The sequence below is a fragment of the Mycobacterium sp. NGS39 genome (assembly GCF_059812765.1).
In genome coordinates this window covers 1-15,194 of record NZ_JCALDH010000009.1, presented here as the reverse complement: position 1 = coordinate 15,194, position 15,194 = coordinate 1, and the positions used below count along the sequence as shown (strand labels likewise).

Annotated in this window: 17 protein-coding genes; 12 read left to right on the top strand and 5 right to left on the bottom strand. The window is 66.1% G+C overall.

Translation table 11 applies throughout. The features are described 5' to 3' along the window. Together AC5Y39_RS13880 and AC5Y39_RS13875 are read left to right on the top strand one after the other, a co-directional pair. Window positions 1-1,881 (top strand): alkyl/aryl-sulfatase, encoded by a 1,881-nt coding sequence (locus AC5Y39_RS13880; protein WP_500021240.1) that lies wholly within the window; start codon window positions 1-3, stop codon window positions 1,879-1,881. A gap of 193 nt (window positions 1,882-2,074) precedes the next feature. Beyond that, the gene (locus AC5Y39_RS13875) at window positions 2,075-3,967 is read left to right on the top strand and encodes a CocE/NonD family hydrolase (RefSeq protein ID WP_500048230.1); all 1,893 of its coding nucleotides are present in this window, start codon (window positions 2,075-2,077) and stop codon (window positions 3,965-3,967) included. Window positions 3,968-3,983: 16 nt separating this feature from the next. Here the strand turns inward: AC5Y39_RS13875 and AC5Y39_RS13870 are convergent, their stop codons facing one another. After that, window positions 3,984-4,751 carry an SDR family NAD(P)-dependent oxidoreductase gene (locus AC5Y39_RS13870; protein WP_500021246.1) on the bottom strand — a complete coding sequence of 256 codons (768 nt, stop codon included), beginning with the start codon at window positions 4,749-4,751 and terminating at the stop codon, window positions 3,984-3,986. Between the two features lie 19 nt (window positions 4,752-4,770). Here AC5Y39_RS13870 and AC5Y39_RS13865 point away from each other — a divergent pair, with 19 nt between their 5' ends. The 3 genes from AC5Y39_RS13865 to AC5Y39_RS13855 all read left to right on the top strand — a co-directional run bounded on the left by AC5Y39_RS13865 (window position 4,771) and on the right by AC5Y39_RS13855 (window position 6,915). Further along, window positions 4,771-5,376: a histidine phosphatase family protein gene (locus AC5Y39_RS13865; protein ID WP_500021248.1), complete on the top strand. Its 606-nt coding sequence runs from the start codon at window positions 4,771-4,773 to the stop codon at window positions 5,374-5,376. 17 nt (window positions 5,377-5,393) lie between these two features. After that, entirely contained in the window at window positions 5,394-6,428 is a 1,035-nt protein-coding gene (locus tag AC5Y39_RS13860; RefSeq protein ID WP_500021250.1) for a phosphotransferase family protein, read from the top strand. Between the two features lie 220 nt (window positions 6,429-6,648). Beyond that, the gene (locus AC5Y39_RS13855; RefSeq protein ID WP_500021252.1) at window positions 6,649-6,915 is read left to right on the top strand and encodes a hypothetical protein; all 267 of its coding nucleotides are present in this window, start codon (window positions 6,649-6,651) and stop codon (window positions 6,913-6,915) included. Window positions 6,916-7,088: 173 nt separating this feature from the next. Here the strand turns inward: AC5Y39_RS13855 and AC5Y39_RS13850 are convergent, their stop codons facing one another. Both AC5Y39_RS13850 and AC5Y39_RS13845 read right to left on the bottom strand, forming a co-directional pair. Beyond that, window positions 7,089-7,721, bottom strand: a complete 633-nt coding sequence (locus AC5Y39_RS13850) for a fasciclin domain-containing protein (protein WP_500021254.1) — start codon at window positions 7,719-7,721, stop codon at window positions 7,089-7,091. 256 nt (window positions 7,722-7,977) lie between these two features. Continuing rightward, window positions 7,978-8,358, bottom strand: coding sequence for a LapA family protein (locus AC5Y39_RS13845; RefSeq protein ID WP_500021256.1), 381 nt, complete (start codon window positions 8,356-8,358; stop codon window positions 7,978-7,980). Window positions 8,359-8,446: 88 nt separating this feature from the next. On the opposite strand from AC5Y39_RS13845, the gene AC5Y39_RS13840 reads away from it, so the two are divergent. Genes AC5Y39_RS13840 through AC5Y39_RS13820 form a run of 5 tightly spaced genes read left to right on the top strand, consistent with a single transcriptional unit; the run spans window position 8,447 to window position 12,402 of the window. After that, entirely contained in the window at window positions 8,447-9,376 is a 930-nt protein-coding gene (locus AC5Y39_RS13840; RefSeq protein ID WP_500021258.1) for an ABC transporter substrate-binding protein, read from the top strand. Beyond that, the gene (locus tag AC5Y39_RS13835) at window positions 9,373-10,395 is read left to right on the top strand and encodes an ABC transporter ATP-binding protein (RefSeq protein WP_500021260.1); all 1,023 of its coding nucleotides are present in this window, start codon (window positions 9,373-9,375) and stop codon (window positions 10,393-10,395) included. Before AC5Y39_RS13840 ends, AC5Y39_RS13835 begins: the two co-directional genes overlap by 4 nt. Continuing rightward, window positions 10,395-11,045 carry an ABC transporter permease gene (locus AC5Y39_RS13830; RefSeq protein WP_500021262.1) on the top strand — a complete coding sequence of 217 codons (651 nt, stop codon included), beginning with the start codon at window positions 10,395-10,397 and terminating at the stop codon, window positions 11,043-11,045. Before AC5Y39_RS13835 ends, AC5Y39_RS13830 begins: the two co-directional genes overlap by 1 nt. Continuing rightward, window positions 11,042-11,812, top strand: a complete 771-nt coding sequence (locus AC5Y39_RS13825) for an ABC transporter permease (protein WP_500021264.1) — start codon at window positions 11,042-11,044, stop codon at window positions 11,810-11,812. Before AC5Y39_RS13830 ends, AC5Y39_RS13825 begins: the two co-directional genes overlap by 4 nt. A 44-nt stretch (window positions 11,813-11,856) precedes the next feature. Further along, window positions 11,857-12,402: a putative glycolipid-binding domain-containing protein gene (locus tag AC5Y39_RS13820; RefSeq protein WP_500021286.1), complete on the top strand. Its 546-nt coding sequence runs from the start codon at window positions 11,857-11,859 to the stop codon at window positions 12,400-12,402. Here the strand turns inward: AC5Y39_RS13820 and AC5Y39_RS13815 are convergent. Further along, a complete protein-coding gene (locus tag AC5Y39_RS13815; RefSeq protein WP_500021266.1) occupies window positions 12,365-13,324 on the bottom strand; it encodes a prephenate dehydrogenase in 960 nt (319 codons plus the stop codon). The two genes, AC5Y39_RS13820 and AC5Y39_RS13815, sit on opposite strands and share 38 nt — an antisense overlap. An 84-nt stretch (window positions 13,325-13,408) precedes the next feature. On the opposite strand from AC5Y39_RS13815, the gene AC5Y39_RS13810 reads away from it, so the two are divergent. Both AC5Y39_RS13810 and AC5Y39_RS13805 read left to right on the top strand, forming a co-directional pair. Continuing rightward, complete coding sequence (locus AC5Y39_RS13810; RefSeq protein ID WP_500021268.1) at window positions 13,409-13,930, top strand: tRNA adenosine deaminase-associated protein; 522 nt, start codon at window positions 13,409-13,411, stop codon at window positions 13,928-13,930. 19 nt (window positions 13,931-13,949) lie between these two features. Continuing rightward, on the top strand, window positions 13,950-14,402 hold the full coding sequence (locus tag AC5Y39_RS13805) for a nucleoside deaminase (RefSeq protein WP_500021270.1): 453 nt from the start codon (window positions 13,950-13,952) through the stop codon (window positions 14,400-14,402). Here the strand turns inward: AC5Y39_RS13805 and AC5Y39_RS13800 are convergent. Continuing rightward, window positions 14,317-15,072 carry a hypothetical protein gene (locus tag AC5Y39_RS13800; protein ID WP_500021272.1) on the bottom strand — a complete coding sequence of 252 codons (756 nt, stop codon included), beginning with the start codon at window positions 15,070-15,072 and terminating at the stop codon, window positions 14,317-14,319. The two genes, AC5Y39_RS13805 and AC5Y39_RS13800, sit on opposite strands and share 86 nt — an antisense overlap. Between the last annotated feature and the right edge of the window lie 122 nt (window positions 15,073-15,194).

Below are 15,194 nucleotides of genomic sequence, written 5' to 3'. Positions count from 1 at the left end.
ATGACCCCCAAGCCGCCCACCCCGACGATCGAACGCGCGCACAAGGATCACCTCGGCTCGCTGCCGTTGGACGACACCACCGATTTCGACGACGCCGATCGCGGGCTCATCGCGACGCTGCAGCCGTGTGTGATCACGGCAGCCGACGGGCGGGTGGTGTGGGACAACGACGCCTACGCCTTCCTCACCGGCGACGCCCCCATGTCGGTACATCCCAGCTTGTGGCGGCAGTCGAAGTTGACCGCCAAGCAAGGCCTGTACGAGGTGGTCGACGGCATCTATCAAGTGCGCGGCTTCGACATCTCCAACATCACGTTCGTCGAAACCGACAACGGCGTCATCGTCATCGACCCACTGATCTCCACCGAGGTCGCCGCGGCGGCGATGAACCTGTACCGCGAACACCGCGGCGGCGACCGGCCGGTCGTGGCGGTCATCTACACCCACAGCCACGGCGACCACTTCGGTGGCGTGCTGGGCGTCACCAACCAACAAGACGTCGACGGCGGCAAGGTCAGCATCCTTGCCCCCGAGGGCTTTACCGAGCACGCGGTGCAAGAGAACATCTACGCCGGCACAGCGATGGCGCGGCGCGCCACCTACATGTACGGCACACTGCTGGCGCGGGGTCCCCGGGGCCAGGTCGGAACAGGCTTGGGGCAGAACACTTCCACCGGCGAGTTCGCGTTGATCGTGCCGACCGTCGTCATCACGAGAACCGGTGAGAAGCACACTATCGACGGTGTCGAGATCGAGTTCCAGCTGGCGCCGGGCAGTGAGGCGCCGGCCGAGATGCACTTCTACTTCCCCCGCTACCGCGCTCTGTGCATCGCGGAGAACGCCACGCACAACCTGCACAACCTGCTGACGCTGCGCGGCGCGCTGGTGCGCGACCCGCACGTCTGGTCGGGGTACCTGACCGAAGCGATCGACCGCTTCGCCGACGACGCCGGAGTGGTGTTCGCGTCCCACCACTGGCCCATCTGGGGCCGGGACCGGATCGTCGAATTCTTGTCGACGCAGCGCGACATGTACGCCTACCTGCACGATCAGACGCTGCGGCTGCTGAACCAGGGCTACACCGGCGCGGAGATCGCCGAGCAGTTCCAATTGCCGCCGGCGCTGAACAGGGCATGGCATGTCCGCGGCTACTACGGCTCCGTGAGCCACAACGTCAAGGCGATATACCAGCGCTACATGGGCTGGTTCGACGGGAACCCGGCCCGGCTGTGGCCGCACCCGCCTGAAGAGCTGGTCAAGAGATACGTCGACGCTCTCGGTGGCATCGACCGGGTGGTCGAGATTGCCCAGAAGGCGTTCGATGCCGGTGACTTCCGCTGGGCCGCAACACTTCTGGACCATGCCATCTTCACCGAGCCGGATCACCAGAACGCACGCCGGGTCTACGCCGACACTCTCGAGCAGCTTGCCTACGGCGCCGAGAACGCGACGTGGCGCAACTTCTTCCTCTCCGGTGCGACCGAACTGCGCGGCGGAAATTTCGGCACCGCCAGCCAGCTCACGTCGCCGACCATCCTCGCGCAGCTCACGCCGGAGCAGATGTTCGACATCCTGGCGATCAGCGTGAACGGTCCGCGCGCATGGGGGCTCGACCTTGCGTTCGACGTGACGTTCGCAGACCTGGACGCCAACTACCGCGTGACGCTGCGCAACGGTGTGCTGGTGTACCGCAAGCGACCGGGGGACCGGTCCACCGCCGACGCGGCGGTGCGGTTGGATGACAAGATGCGGCTGTTGACGTACGTGGCAGGCGACCGGACGTCGCCCGGCATCGACGTCAGCGGGGACAGTGACGCGCTGGCCCGCCTGGCCGATGTTCTGGACAAGCCGAACCCCAACTTCGACATCGTCACGCCGTAACGATGCGCCGGACCTAGGAGGGCTCTCATCATGGACCAGCACAACGATCCGCCTGCCACGCCGAGGGATGCCCGGAAAGCGACTGACAGCCAACGGGAGTGGCAGGCGCAGCACGATCAGCAGGGCACAGACCCGGACGCACCGGGATTGCACGAAAGCCGCGATCAGATCGCTGACGAAACCTAGGGACCGAATGCGCCGTCTCGCCACGGCCGCTCATGCAGCGCTTGCCATCGCACTCGTTGTGCTGCTGGTCGCGTGCAGTGAAAGCCCGCAGCCACCGCGGCGGCCCGCTGCCGGGCGCGGGCCTTGTGCGGTGAGCAAGCAGACCGACGTGCCGGCACGCATGCGCGACGGCACGATCCTGCGCGCCGACGTCTACCGGCCCAGGACCGCAGACTCTGTGCCGGTGATCCTGATGCGCACCCAGTACGGCAAGTCCGGCGCGCAGACCAGCCCGTCACGCTACGAGCCGCCGGATTGGTTCGCGTCGCACTGTTATCTCGTTGCCGTGCAGGATGTTCGGGGGCAGGGCTCCTCGGAGGGCACGTTCAGCGAGTTCGGGCCCGACATGGCCGACGGCTACGACTCTGTGGAATGGGCGGCTGCGCTGCCCGGCTCCGACGGCAAGGTCGCAATGTACGGGTCGTCGTATGTCGGTGCGACGCAGTGGCTTGCAGCCGTGACCGCCCCGCCGCATCTGGTGACGATCGTGCCGGCCAACACCGCCGCGGACTACTACGACGGCTGGATGTACGAAGGCGGCGAATTTCGGCTCGGTTTCGTGCTGCCGTGGGCGATCACGTCGATCGCGACCACCGCGGCGGAAAACCGCCATGACTCGGCCACGGCCGCCGAGCTGAGGGCGGCAGCGGGGGAGGTGACGCGGTGGCTGAACTTCCGGCCGTACAAGGACTTACCCGTATTGCACCCGGGCGGCCCCGCCGTTGCACCGTGGTACTTCGACTGGATTCGGCACTCGACCCGCGACGACTACTGGACGCGCTGGAGCATCCGGGATCGCTATGCGGCAGTGAAGGTTCCCGTGCTCGACGTCGAGGGCTGGTACGACGCATTTCTGTCCGGTGGATTGGACAACTTCACCGGCATGCTCGCCCACGGCGCCACACCTCTGGCGCGCAGCAACCAGCGGTTGGTGATCGGCCCATGGGATCACCTGGATTGGGGGCGCTCCGATTCACCGGCGCCAGCGTTGCTGAAAGACGTTGGCGCTGTGGGCAACAGCCCTATCAACGAACTGATGGTGGCGTGGTTCGACCACTTCCTGAAGGGCGTCGACAACGGCGTGGCGGGCAGCCCGAGGGTGGACTACTTCCTGATGGGAGCCAACCGCTGGAAGTCAGCGCCAGGATGGCCGCTTCCGCAGACGCGCTGGACACGTTACTACCTGTCCGGCCATGGCGAATTCGCCGAGCGCACAGGCAAGTTGGGCACCGAACCGCCCGCAGCCACGGAGCAGGCCGACGTCTACACCTACGATCCAGCGGTTCCGGTACCAAGCCTCGGCGGGCATTCGTGCTGCGATGCCCGCAAGTCGCAGCAAGGTCCGTACGATCAGACGCCGGTCGAGCAGCGGTCCGACGTCCTCGTGTACGACAGCGCACCGTTGACCGCCGACACCGAAGTCACCGGCCCGATCGACGTGCACCTGTGGGCGGCGTCGTCGGCAACCGACACCGACTTCACCGCGAAAGTGACCGTCGTCAAGCCCGACGGGCAAGTGATCAATCTCAACAACGGCATTTTGCGCGCCGCATTCCGTGACTCGTTGGCCGCTCCGCAGCCAATCACTCCGGGCCAGCCGTATGAGTACACGATCGCGGTGTGGCCCACCAGCTATCTGTTCCGCGCCGGCGATCGGATTGGTGTCGAGATTTCCAGCAGCGATTACCCGCAGTTCGCGCCTAACCCCAACACCGGCAAGCCTTTCGGACAGGACACCGACATGCGGGCGGCAACGCAGACGATCCTGCATGACGCTGCGCATCCGTCCTATGTGGTGCTGCCGGTGATCGCCGCCAGTGACCACGGCGCAGGTTCGTTCCCGATGCCCGCACCACACTGAACGCAGCGTCGCGGTGTTACGGGATGCCGCCGTCCACCCGCACAATCGAACCGGTGGTGAAGCTCGACGCGTCGGACATCAAATACAAAGCAGCACCGATGATTTCGTGTGGCTGCCCGGCGCGCTGCAGCGACAGGTGGCCGAATGGGTTCCCGGTCGCCTTGTCCAGGTTCCACGCCTTGCTGACGTCGGTCAGAAACGGCCCGGGCATCAACGTGTTCACCCGTACTGCGGGCGCAAACGCTTTGGCGAGCGCCTCGGTCATGGCGTTCAGCCCGGCCTTCGACGCCGCGTAGGGGACGATGTCGGGGCCCGGCCGCAGCGATCCCACCGTGCTGACGTTGACGATCGAACCGCGCCCGGCGGCCACCATGCGCTCGCCGATGAGCGCTGACAACCTAAACGGCCCTTTGAGATTCAGGTTCATCACCGCGTCGAACAGCTTTTCCGTCACCGACGTCAGCGACTCGTACAGCGGGGACATACCGGCGTTGTTCACCAGCACGTCGACCTTGCCGAACCGCTCGTACACCGCGTCCACCAGCCCGTCGAGCTGATCCCACCGCCCCACATGCACGGCGTAGGGCATCGCCGCCCGGCCGGTCTCTTGCGTAATCTCGGCGGCGGTAGCTTGGCAGCTGTCGAAATTGCGGCTGGCGATCACCACGTCGGCGCCGCAACGCGCCGCCGCGAACGCCATCTCGCGGCCCAACCCCCGGCTGCCGCCCGTGACCAGCACCACGCGGTCGGTGAGGTCGAACAGGTCGTCGGCGTACCCGGGCACGCCCTCTATGGTGGCACGCGTGCAATTGCTGTTGATCCGGCATGCGCTGCCCCTTCGCAGTGAGCCGGGTGAGGGCGCGGATCCCGAACTCTCCGACGTAGGTGTGGAGCAGGCGCGCCGGCTGCCGAAAGCGCTGAGCCGCCACGCGATCACTCGAGTGCTCAGCAGCCCCCAGCGACGGGCGGTGCAGACCGCCGCGCCCGTCGCCGACGCGCTCGGCCTGGACGTCGAGATCGACGACCGCCTTGCCGAATATGACCGCGACATGGCGCATTACGTCCCGATCGAGCAGATCCGTGAAGAGTTCCCCGAGGAGTGGGAGCGACTGGCCAGCGGGCATCTGCCCAGCGGCGTCGACGAAGATGCGTTCGTCAAGCGGGTGTCCGCCGCGATAGACGACGTCGTGTCCAACGCCGACCACGACGACACCGTGGCCCTGTTCAGCCATGGCGGGGTAATCAACGTGACCCTGCACCGCATCCTCGGCACCGAGCGTCTGCTGCTCTTTCCCATCGACTACGCCTCGATCACGCGGCTGCGCTACTCCCGTCGAGGTGTCTTCACCGTCGCGGAAGTCAACTGCACCGAGCACGTGTGGGACCTGCTGCCACCCAACTCGCGCTGACCCGATATACACAGTCGGTGACCACCGACAGCCTCGCTGGACTGGACCTCGCTGCGCTCGACCGCTATCTGCACGGCGTCGACGTCCCCCGCCGCGGAGAGCTGCGCGCCGAATTGATCTCCGGCGGGCGTTCCAACCTGACGTTCCACGTGCGTGACGACGCGTCACAGTGGGTGCTGCGCCGACCGCCGCTGCATGGTCTGACACCGTCCGCTCACGACATGGCCCGCGAGTACCGGGTGGTGGCGGCGCTGGCCGGCACAGGTGTGCCGGTGGCCAAGGCGGTCGCATTGTGCGAGGACGAGTCCGTGCTCGGCGCTCCATTTGCGATGGTTGAGTACGTCGACGGGCGCATCGTGCGCACGCGCGACGAGCTGCAAGCCCTCGGAGGCCGTGATGTCGTCGACGGCTGCGTGACCGGTCTGGTGCAGGTGCTCGCGAATCTGCATGCCGTCGACCCGGGCGAAGTGGGGCTGGGCGACTTTGGCCGTCCCGAAGGCTATTTGGGTCGTCAGGTCAAGCGCTGGGGCGGTCAGTGGCAGTACGTGCGCGAGCAGGACGACCCGCGAGATGCCGACGTGCAGCGGCTGCATTCTCTGCTGGGGCAAGCGGTCCCGGCGGAGAGCGGGGCGTCGATCGTGCACGGTGACTACCGCATCGACAACACGATTCTCGACGGCCAGGACGCGTCGGTGGTGCGCGCGGTGGTGGACTGGGAGATGTCCACGCTCGGCGATCCGCTCAGCGACGTCGCGTTGATGTGTATCTACCGCGATCCCGCGATGGATGCGATCGTGAAGATGGACGCGGCGTGGACGTCAGAGCTGTTGCCGTCGGCTGACGAACTGGCGCAACGCTATTCGGTGATTTCCGGCCGCGAGCTCACGCATTGGTCGTTCTATCTGGCGCTGGCGTACTTCAAGTTGGCGATCATCGCCGCGGGTGTGGACTTCCGCGACCGGCTGGCCACTGGCGGCGGCCCGCCCGACTGGGACAACGACGTCGTCGCGCCGCTGATCACCGCCGGCCTGCGCGAAATCAAGAGTCGATAGCAGTCACGCAGCCGGAATTCTCGCTGGGAAATCGAACTAATCTGCCTTGTCTCGCGAGACCCATCGAAGCTTGGGAGGCCAGGATCTGTGGTTACGGTGCCGGTACACCTGCACCCACCCGTTGACGACGACGGCGACCATGAATATCGCAAAGATGAGGTAAAGACCATTGTGCATCTTGAAGAAGACGTAGCCCTCCAAGCACGCGAACGCGAGCACTATGGCACTGGACAGAACCATCCCGTACCTGTTGGTGGTCAGCCAGTTGAACGCCTTTGATGGCGTGAACGTGCGTGATGGTGACATTCGCCTATTTCCAGATCTTGCTCAGCATGTACCCGATTCCGGAGAGGAGAGCCAGTGGATAGGTCGTCTGCAAGTGAGTGCAATTCGCTCGCTACAACTCGAAGGTCGTCTTGATCGACTCGCAAAAGGGCCACAGAAAGAGCTTAAGGGCGCGTATCAGGGGCCGTGCTGGCAATCTTGACGGAGCTCCGCCTCCTCAGTTGAGTTTGACTGCGTGGAAAACGGTCACTGTCAACCACTGGTTGGGCGTCGCGCCGCTGATCACCGCCGGCCTGCGCGTAATCAACGCTTGACTCTGCGCTGAGAGCTTGAGCCGCTTGGCTTTTCACGCTCTCAGCGCAGAGTCGATAGCAGTCACGCAGCCGGCGGCATCAACACCGTGTCGATCATGTAGACGGTCGCGTTCGCCGTCTTCACGCCACCGCAGACCAGGCTGGCGTCGTTGACCTTCAGGTTGTCGCCGGAGCCGGTGACGGTCACCGTCGCTCCCTGCAGCGTCTTGTGGGTTCCCACGACCTTGTCGGGCGACGCCTGGCCGGCCACCACGTGGTAAGTGAGGATCTTGGTCAGCGTGTCCGAGTCGGTCTTCAGCGAATCGATGGTCGACTGCGGCAGCTTCTTGAACGCGTCATCGGTGGGCGCGAACACGGTGTACTGGCCGTTGTTCAGGGTGTCCACCAGATTCACGTTCGGGTTCAGCTTGCCCGACAGCGCAGCAGTCAGCGTGGTGAGCATCGGGTTGTTGGACGCCGCGACCGCCACGGGGTCTTGGGCCATACCCTCGACGGAGCCCGGGCCGGTCGGAACCTGTTGTGCGTAAGCGGCGCATCCCGGACCGACCAAGCTGGAGGCCGCCGGCGCAGTGGCCATGCTGGTGCTCGTGGGCGCCGCCGATGTGCTGCTGTCATTCGAACAGGCCGACAGGCCAACCACCGCGACAACGGAAAGTCCTGCCAGCGCAAGGGTTGTGGGTTGAGGGTGCCGCATCATCACTCCTTCGTGTGCGACGGCGGGTGCCGTCATTGACCGTGGTCGCAAAGTCATTCGGAGCGACCGCCGACGCGGATGGTTCCGTTTCCTTACCACAGCGCACGCTCGTGCAGCGGAGGAGTGGTCCAAGAGAGGTTCAGCGACGAATGCAAACGTCACCCGGGACGTCCGACGTGCAGGTAAGCCAAGGGCTAGAAGTGTTTTCGTTCACCCATGAATAGCGGCGGGCGCTGGCAACGGCGCCTTAGGTCAGTCAGCGGCGGCCAGCGCGCAGGTTCCGTTTCGCAGCGCGTCGTAGCTGAAACATGCGCGCGGCACCCGTCAGCACGGTGATGCCGGCGCCGCAGACGGCGGAGACCAGGATGGCCAGCGCCACCGGTGTGTTCCAACTCCAGCCGAAGAAGTGAATCGTCGTCGAGTCGGTGTTCTGGCCGATGAAGATCAGCAGCAAAACGAGGATGAGCAGCCCCACGATAAGGGACCACCACGCTGCGGCTGTCCTGGTGAATTTCACCGCTGAGGTCGGTGGCGTGGCGGAGGGTGAAAGAGCATCGCTACTGCCGGCCGTGGTGTGAGCCGGCACGACGGGCGGCGGCTCGGGCGGTTCGGGGGGCACCCGAGGATCGCTGGTCATACTCCATCTTCACCCGTTCCTGATGAGAATCAAACCTCTGGCGCGTTATGGTTCAGCGAGCAGACGGCGCCTGCCGAGAGGAATGCCCATGGCCCGAGCCCGGCGGCGTTTGTCGGCGCTCGTCGCCGGGGCGGTGTTGGTGGCCGGCTGCGGAAGCTCCAACCCGCTCGGGGGCGGTCCGGCGTCGGGTGACCTCAAGTCGATCGCCGTGGGGTCGGCCGACTTCCCCGAGTCCAAGATTGTGGCCGAAATCTACGCGCAAGCCTTACAGGCCAACGACTTCAACGTCCGCCGCCAGTTCGGCATCGGCAGCCGCGAGACGTACATTCCTGCGGTCAAAGACCATTCGATCGACCTGATCCCGGAATACACCGGCAACCTATTGCAGTATTTCGATCCCAAGACCACAGCCACGAGCCCCGACGCAGTGGTGCTCGCGCTGCTGAAGGCGCTGCCCGGCGATCTGTCTGTCCTCACGCCGTCACCGGCGAATGACACCGACACCGTGACCGTCACGCGCGATACCGCGACCAGGTGGAACCTCAAGACCATCGGCGACCTCGCCGCCCACTCGGCGGAGGTGAAATTCGGGGCGCCGTCGGAATTTCTCAATCGCACTGAGGGATTGCCAGGCCTCAAGGCGAAGTACGGACTGGACATCAGCCCCGGCAATTTCGTGGCGATCAGCGACGGCGGCGGCCCGGCGACCGTCAAGGCGTTGGTCAACGGCACTGTCACCGCCGCCGATCTGTTCAGTACGTCGCCGGCCATCCCGCAAAACGATCTTGTGGTGCTCGAGGACCCGAAGAACAACTTTTTGGCCGCCAACGTCGTTCCGTTGGTGAGCTCGCAGAAGATGTCCGATCGGCTCAAGACGGTACTCGACGCGGTCTCGGCCAAGCTCACCACCGAGGATCTGATCAAGCTCAATGCCGCCGTATCGGGCAACTCGGGCATCGACCCGGACGAAGCAGCCCGAAAGTGGGTGCACGACAACGGCTTCGACAAACCGAAATGATCACCTTCGACGCTGTCAGCAAGACCTACCCCGACGGCACCGTCGCGGTGGACAACCTGACTCTCGACGTGCCCACCGGCACCTTGGCGGTCTTCGTCGGCCCGTCCGGCTGCGGCAAGACGACCTCAATGCGGATGATCAACCGGATGATCGAGCCCACCTCCGGCAGGCTCACCGTCGACGGCGCCGACGTCACCACAGTGAACCCGGTCAAGCTCCGGCTCGGGATCGGCTATGTGATCCAAAGCGCCGGGCTGATGCCGCATCAGCGGGTCATCGACAACGTCGCGACCGTTCCGGTGCTGCGCGGACAGTCGCGCCGCAGCGCACGCAAGGCAGCGCTCGAGGTGATGGCGCGGGTGGGTCTCGACCCGAAACTGGCCGACCGCTATCCCGCGCAGCTATCCGGTGGTCAGCAGCAGCGCGTCGGGGTGGCGCGTGCGCTGGCTGCCGACCCGCCGATCCTGTTGATGGACGAGCCGTTCTCCGCCGTCGACCCGGTGGTCCGCGAAGAGCTGCAAGCCGAAATGCTGCGGCTGCAAAGCGAATTGCACAAGACGGTGGTCTTCGTCACCCATGACATCGACGAGGCCGTGAAGATCGGCGACAAGGTCGCGGTGTTCGGTCCGGGCGGCGTGCTCCAGCAGTACGACGAGCCCGCGCAGCTGCTGGCCAACCCGGCCAACGAGTTCGTCGCGAGTTTCGTCGGCGCCGACCGCGGCTACCGCAGGTTGCAGTTCTTCCACGCCTCCGGTCTGCGGTTGCATGACATCCGGCGTGTCGGCGATTGGGAACTGGTGACCGACTCCGACGGGGCGCCGGTCGGATGGCGCAACGCCGACGGGCTGGTCGCCGGCGGCTCGCTGTTCCGTCCCGACGGCACGCTGCGTCAGGCGCTCGACGCGGCGCTGTCATCACCGGTGGGGGTCGGTGTCGCGGTCGACGACGCCGGCAAGGTGATCGGCTGTGTGCGCGCCGACGACGTGCTGGCCGCGCTCGACGAACAGCGGAGCCGCTGATGCGCTACCTGCTGAACCACCTCGACGACGGCTGGGCGCTCACACTCGTGCATCTGCGTCTGTCGCTGATCCCCGTGCTGCTGGGGCTCCTGATCGCGGTGCCGCTGGGGGCGTTCGTCCAGCGGACACGTCTGCTGCGGCGGCTCACCACGGTGAGTGCCAGCATCGTCTTCACAATCCCGTCGCTGGCGCTGTTCGTGGTGCTGCCGCTGGTCATCCCGACACGAATCCTCGACGAAGCCAACGTGATCGTCGCGCTGACGCTGTACACGATCGCGTTGCTGGTGCGCGCCGTGCCCGAGGCGCTGGACGCGGTGCCCGCCCACGTGATCGACGCCGCCACGGCCGTCGGCTACCGCCCCCTTCTGCGGATGGTCAAAGTCGAACTGCCACTGGCCATTCCGGTGCTCGTCGCGAGCCTTCGAGTGGTCGCCGTGACGAACATCTCGATGGTGTCCGTGGGCTCGGTGATCGGCATCGGCGGATTGGGGACGTGGTTCACCGAGGGATATCAGGCCGACAAGAGCGACCAGATCATCGGGGGAATCATTGCGATTTTCGTGCTCGCGATCGTCGTCGACACAGCGATCCTGGTGGCGGGGCGGCTGGCGACACCGTGGGTGCGCGCGCAACGGGTGGGTGCCCGATGAACTTTCTGCAGCAGGCGCTGTCCTACATCTTCACCGCCGCCAATTGGGGCGGCAGCGCCGGGCTGCTGGCCCGCACCGGCGAGCATCTGCAGTACACAGTGGTAGCCGTCGCGGTGTCGGTGGTGATCGCGGTGCCGATCGGCATGGCGGTCGGCCACACCGGCCGCGGCACGTTGGTGGTGGTCACCGGGGTGAACGCGCTGCGTGCGCTGCCGACACTGGGTGTGCTGCTGCTGGGTGTGCTGCTGTGGGGGCTTGGGTTGGTGCCGCCGACGGTGGCGTTGATGCTGCTGGGCATCCCGCCGCTGCTGGCCGGCACGTACGCCGGGATCGCGAACGTCGACCCGGCCGTGGTCGATGCCGCGCGGGCGATGGGCATGACGGAGTCGCGGGTGCTGCTGCGGGTGGAGCTTCCGAACGCACTGCCGCTGATCCTCGGCGGCCTGCGCACCGCGGTGCTTCAAGTGGTGGCGACGGCCACGATCGCGGCGTACGCGAGTCTGGGCGGGCTGGGCCGCTACTTGATCGACGGCATCAAGGTGCGCCAGTTCTACATCGCGTTGGTGGGGGCGCTCATGGTGACTGCGCTGGCGCTGATTCTCGACGCGCTGCTGGCATTCGCGGTGTGGGTTTCGGCGCCGGGCACGGGTCGGCTCCGACGAATGCCGGCGCAGCTCGTCGACGATGTAGCGTCCGTCACAACGCCGGGAACCACTTCAGGGACCGCGGGCGCAGTGGGACGTCCGTCGCTTACCGTAGAGAGGTGAGCGCGAGCCCGTCCGACCCGACATCGAGTCCCTGGCCGACGATCATGACATGGCGCGCCTACGACGTCGCGCGCATGGAGTCGGCACGAATTCACCTGTCCGGCAACAGAATCAAGGCATACGGCCGTATCGTGGCCGGCCCCACCGACGCGCATCCGCCGTTCAGCGCGTCATACGATCTGGTCACCGACGAAGGCGGTGCTACCAAGCGGCTGTCGATAAGTCTGACCCTGTCTGAACGCGACCGTCATCTCTCGATTGCGCGTGACGACGAGAACATGTGGTCGATCACCAACAACCAAGGCCTGTCACGAGGCGCATTCGACGGCGCTCTCGACGTCGACGTGGTGTTCAGCCCGTTCTTCAACACACTGCCCATTCGCCGAACTGGGGTGTACAAGCGCCGAGAGTCGGTGACAGTTCCTGTGGTGTACGTGATGCTGCCCGACTTCGAGGTGAAGCCGGCCTCGATTTCCTACAGCAGCGAAGCCGACGGGATCAAGCTGCATTCACCGGTGGCTCAGACCAAGGTCACCGTCGACGACCACGGCTTCATCCTGGACTATCCCGGACTGGCGGCACGGATCTGATCACCCCGCCGGCCCTGCCGAGGGCGGCCAGTTCTTCACGCCAGCGTTCCTCGCCCACAACGATTCCGGCGATCTCGTAGCGCGAGAAGCCGTCGTAGCGCATGCGGGCGGCGTGGCCGTCGTCCACCAGCTCGGCGACCGAACCGTGTTGGGCCAGTACCGTGCGGGCGCGCGTCATCAGCTCGATTGTCCGGTCGAGCATCGGCAGCAGCTGCTCGGCGTTAGTCTCGCACATCGCGCGAACCAGCTCCGGCGCGGTGGCCGCCACCCTGGTCACGTCGCGAAACGACCCCGCCGCCAGCGCGAACGCCAGGGGTACTTCGCCGGCGGTGATCGCAACGGCCTCGGCGACGATGTGGGGAAGATGCGAAATCGCGGCCGCGGCTGCGTCGTGCTCGTCGGACCTGGCGGGCACCACCACCGAGCCGCAGTCCAGGGCGAGCTCGGTGACCGTCGTCCAGCAACGTGGGTCGACGTGGTCGTCGACGGCCACCACCCATGGTGCGCCGACGAACAAGCGGGCGTTTCCCGCCGACCAGCCGGAGTGGGTGGTGCCTGCCATGGGATGGCCGCCGACGAACCGCCTCTGTAACCCGAATCTCTGAACTTCTTGCAGCACAGCCACTTTGACGCTGGTGACGTCGGTGAGCGGATTGTCCGGGGCCATGTCCCTGACGTATGGAAGCAGGATCGACAGTGCAGGGGCGGGAACGGCCAGCACAATCAGGGCGTTGGCATCGGCGGCGCGGTGCAGTGCTTCGTCGAGGTGGTGCGTGGCGTCGAAGCCGTCGAACCGGGCGGCGGTGACGGCCTCGACGGAGCGGTTGTAGCCGAAGACCTCGCGGCCGGCCTTGGCCGCTGCCCGCATGATCGACCCGCCGATGAGGCCCATGCCCAGCACGCAGACGGGTGTCGTGGTCACGTGTTCAAGGTTGGCACATCCGGTTGAGGGCGTCTGCTGCCAATAGTGGTCAAGGCGCGTGCTCGGGGACTACCGTATGCGGCCATGGGACCACAGCGTCGACCGGCGAAGGAGCAGACCCGGGAGATCCCGGAGGGCTTCGCGCTCGCGGTGGTCCGAGAGAACGGCCAGTGGCGGTGCGCCCCGATGCGGTCCAGGGCATTGACCAGCCTGGCGGCCGCGGAGACTGAGTTGCGCGAATTACGCAGTGCCGGTGCGGTTTTCGGTTTACTGAACGTCGACGACGAGTTCTTCGTCATCGTGCGTCCAGCGCCGTCGGGCACGCGGCTGTTCCTGTCCGACGCGACCGCCGCGCTTGACTACGACATCGCCGCGGAGGCGCTGGAGAAGCTCGACGCCGACATCGACTACGACGAACTCGACCCGAACGAGCCGTTCGAGGAGGGCGACCTCGGCGTGCTGTCGGACATCGGCCTGCCTGAGGCAGTCCTCGGGGTGATTCTGTCCGACACCGACCTGTACGCCGACGAGCAGCTCGGGATGATCGCCGCGCGCATGGGCTTCACCGACGAGTTCTCGGCAGCACTCGATCGATTGAATCGGTGATTTCGCGCCCGAACTGATGGTGCCCAATGACGAGGAATTGATCGGCGTCGCCCTGCAAGCTGCAGCGAGCGCCGGGCCTCGCGACGTTCCGGTGGGGGCGGCGGTGTTCAGCGCCGACGGCATCGAACTGGCACGGGCCGCCAACGCGCGCGAGGCTTTGGGCGACCCCACTGCCCATGCGGAGATCTTGGCGCTGCGGGCGGCGGCGCGAGTGCTGGGCGACGGGTGGCGGCTCGAAGGCGCGACGCTGGCGGTGACGGTCGAGCCGTGCACCATGTGCGCAGGCGCGCTGGTCATGGCGCGGGTGGCGCGGCTGGTGTTCGGAGCATGGGAGCCGAAGACCGGCGCGGTCGGATCGTTGTGGGATGTGGTGCGGGATCGTCGGCTCACCCACCGCCCGCAGGTCCGCGGCGGGGTGCTGGCGGAGGAGTGCGCGGCGATGCTGGAGGAGTTCTTCGCTCGGCAGCGGTGACGCGCCCGGCGGCGTGCCGACCGCCTGGCGGCGGCATCCGTTGGCCGATGACGTAACCGATGGCGTACATCACCGGCGGCACGCCATAAAGCGGTATCGAGGCGAGGGCGGCGATCCCCGCCTGCACGTACTGCTGGCGGACGACAGGAAGCCGTCGCCGCGCGTCGTCGGCACCGCATCCCAGAGCGGCGAGTGCCATCAGAAGCGCCAAAAGCCCTGCGGCCGTAGCAAATCCGAGGTTTGCTACGGTGACGCCGAGAAAAAGCATCAGTATCGCCATAATCCACCAGAATTTCGCTGCCGAGATGTCGCCGTACGCGTCCGGCGGCGGCGGGCTCGGCGGCGGAGGCTGTTGGTAGCTGGATCGCAGGGAAAATACTCGCTTCCCGAACTTCAGGTAGGGAGTCGACGCGTAGGCACGACCAACGGCGACGGACACCACGAGAGCCAGCACTCCGGCCGTGGCCGCCCAGCCGCGGAAGAACACCGAACCGGCAGCCAGCACACCGCCGCCGAGCCACCCGATCCAGTAGATCCGACGCTGCACCTCGACGCTGTGCACGACGATGTCTGCGACGAACGCGAGTGCCCAGACGGCGAACGCCGCGATCAACAATGTCTTCGACCACGTGGGTTGATGAACGTGGGCCCACGCCGCGGCATCAACCACTGGTCGCCCACTGGTAGACGGCATTCGTGCCTTTCTCGCCGGCGATGCCGCCGACGATCGAGCCGATGATTCCCCCGATGAGTGCCCCTTCGGGTCCTATCCATGTGCCGGCGGCCGCACCC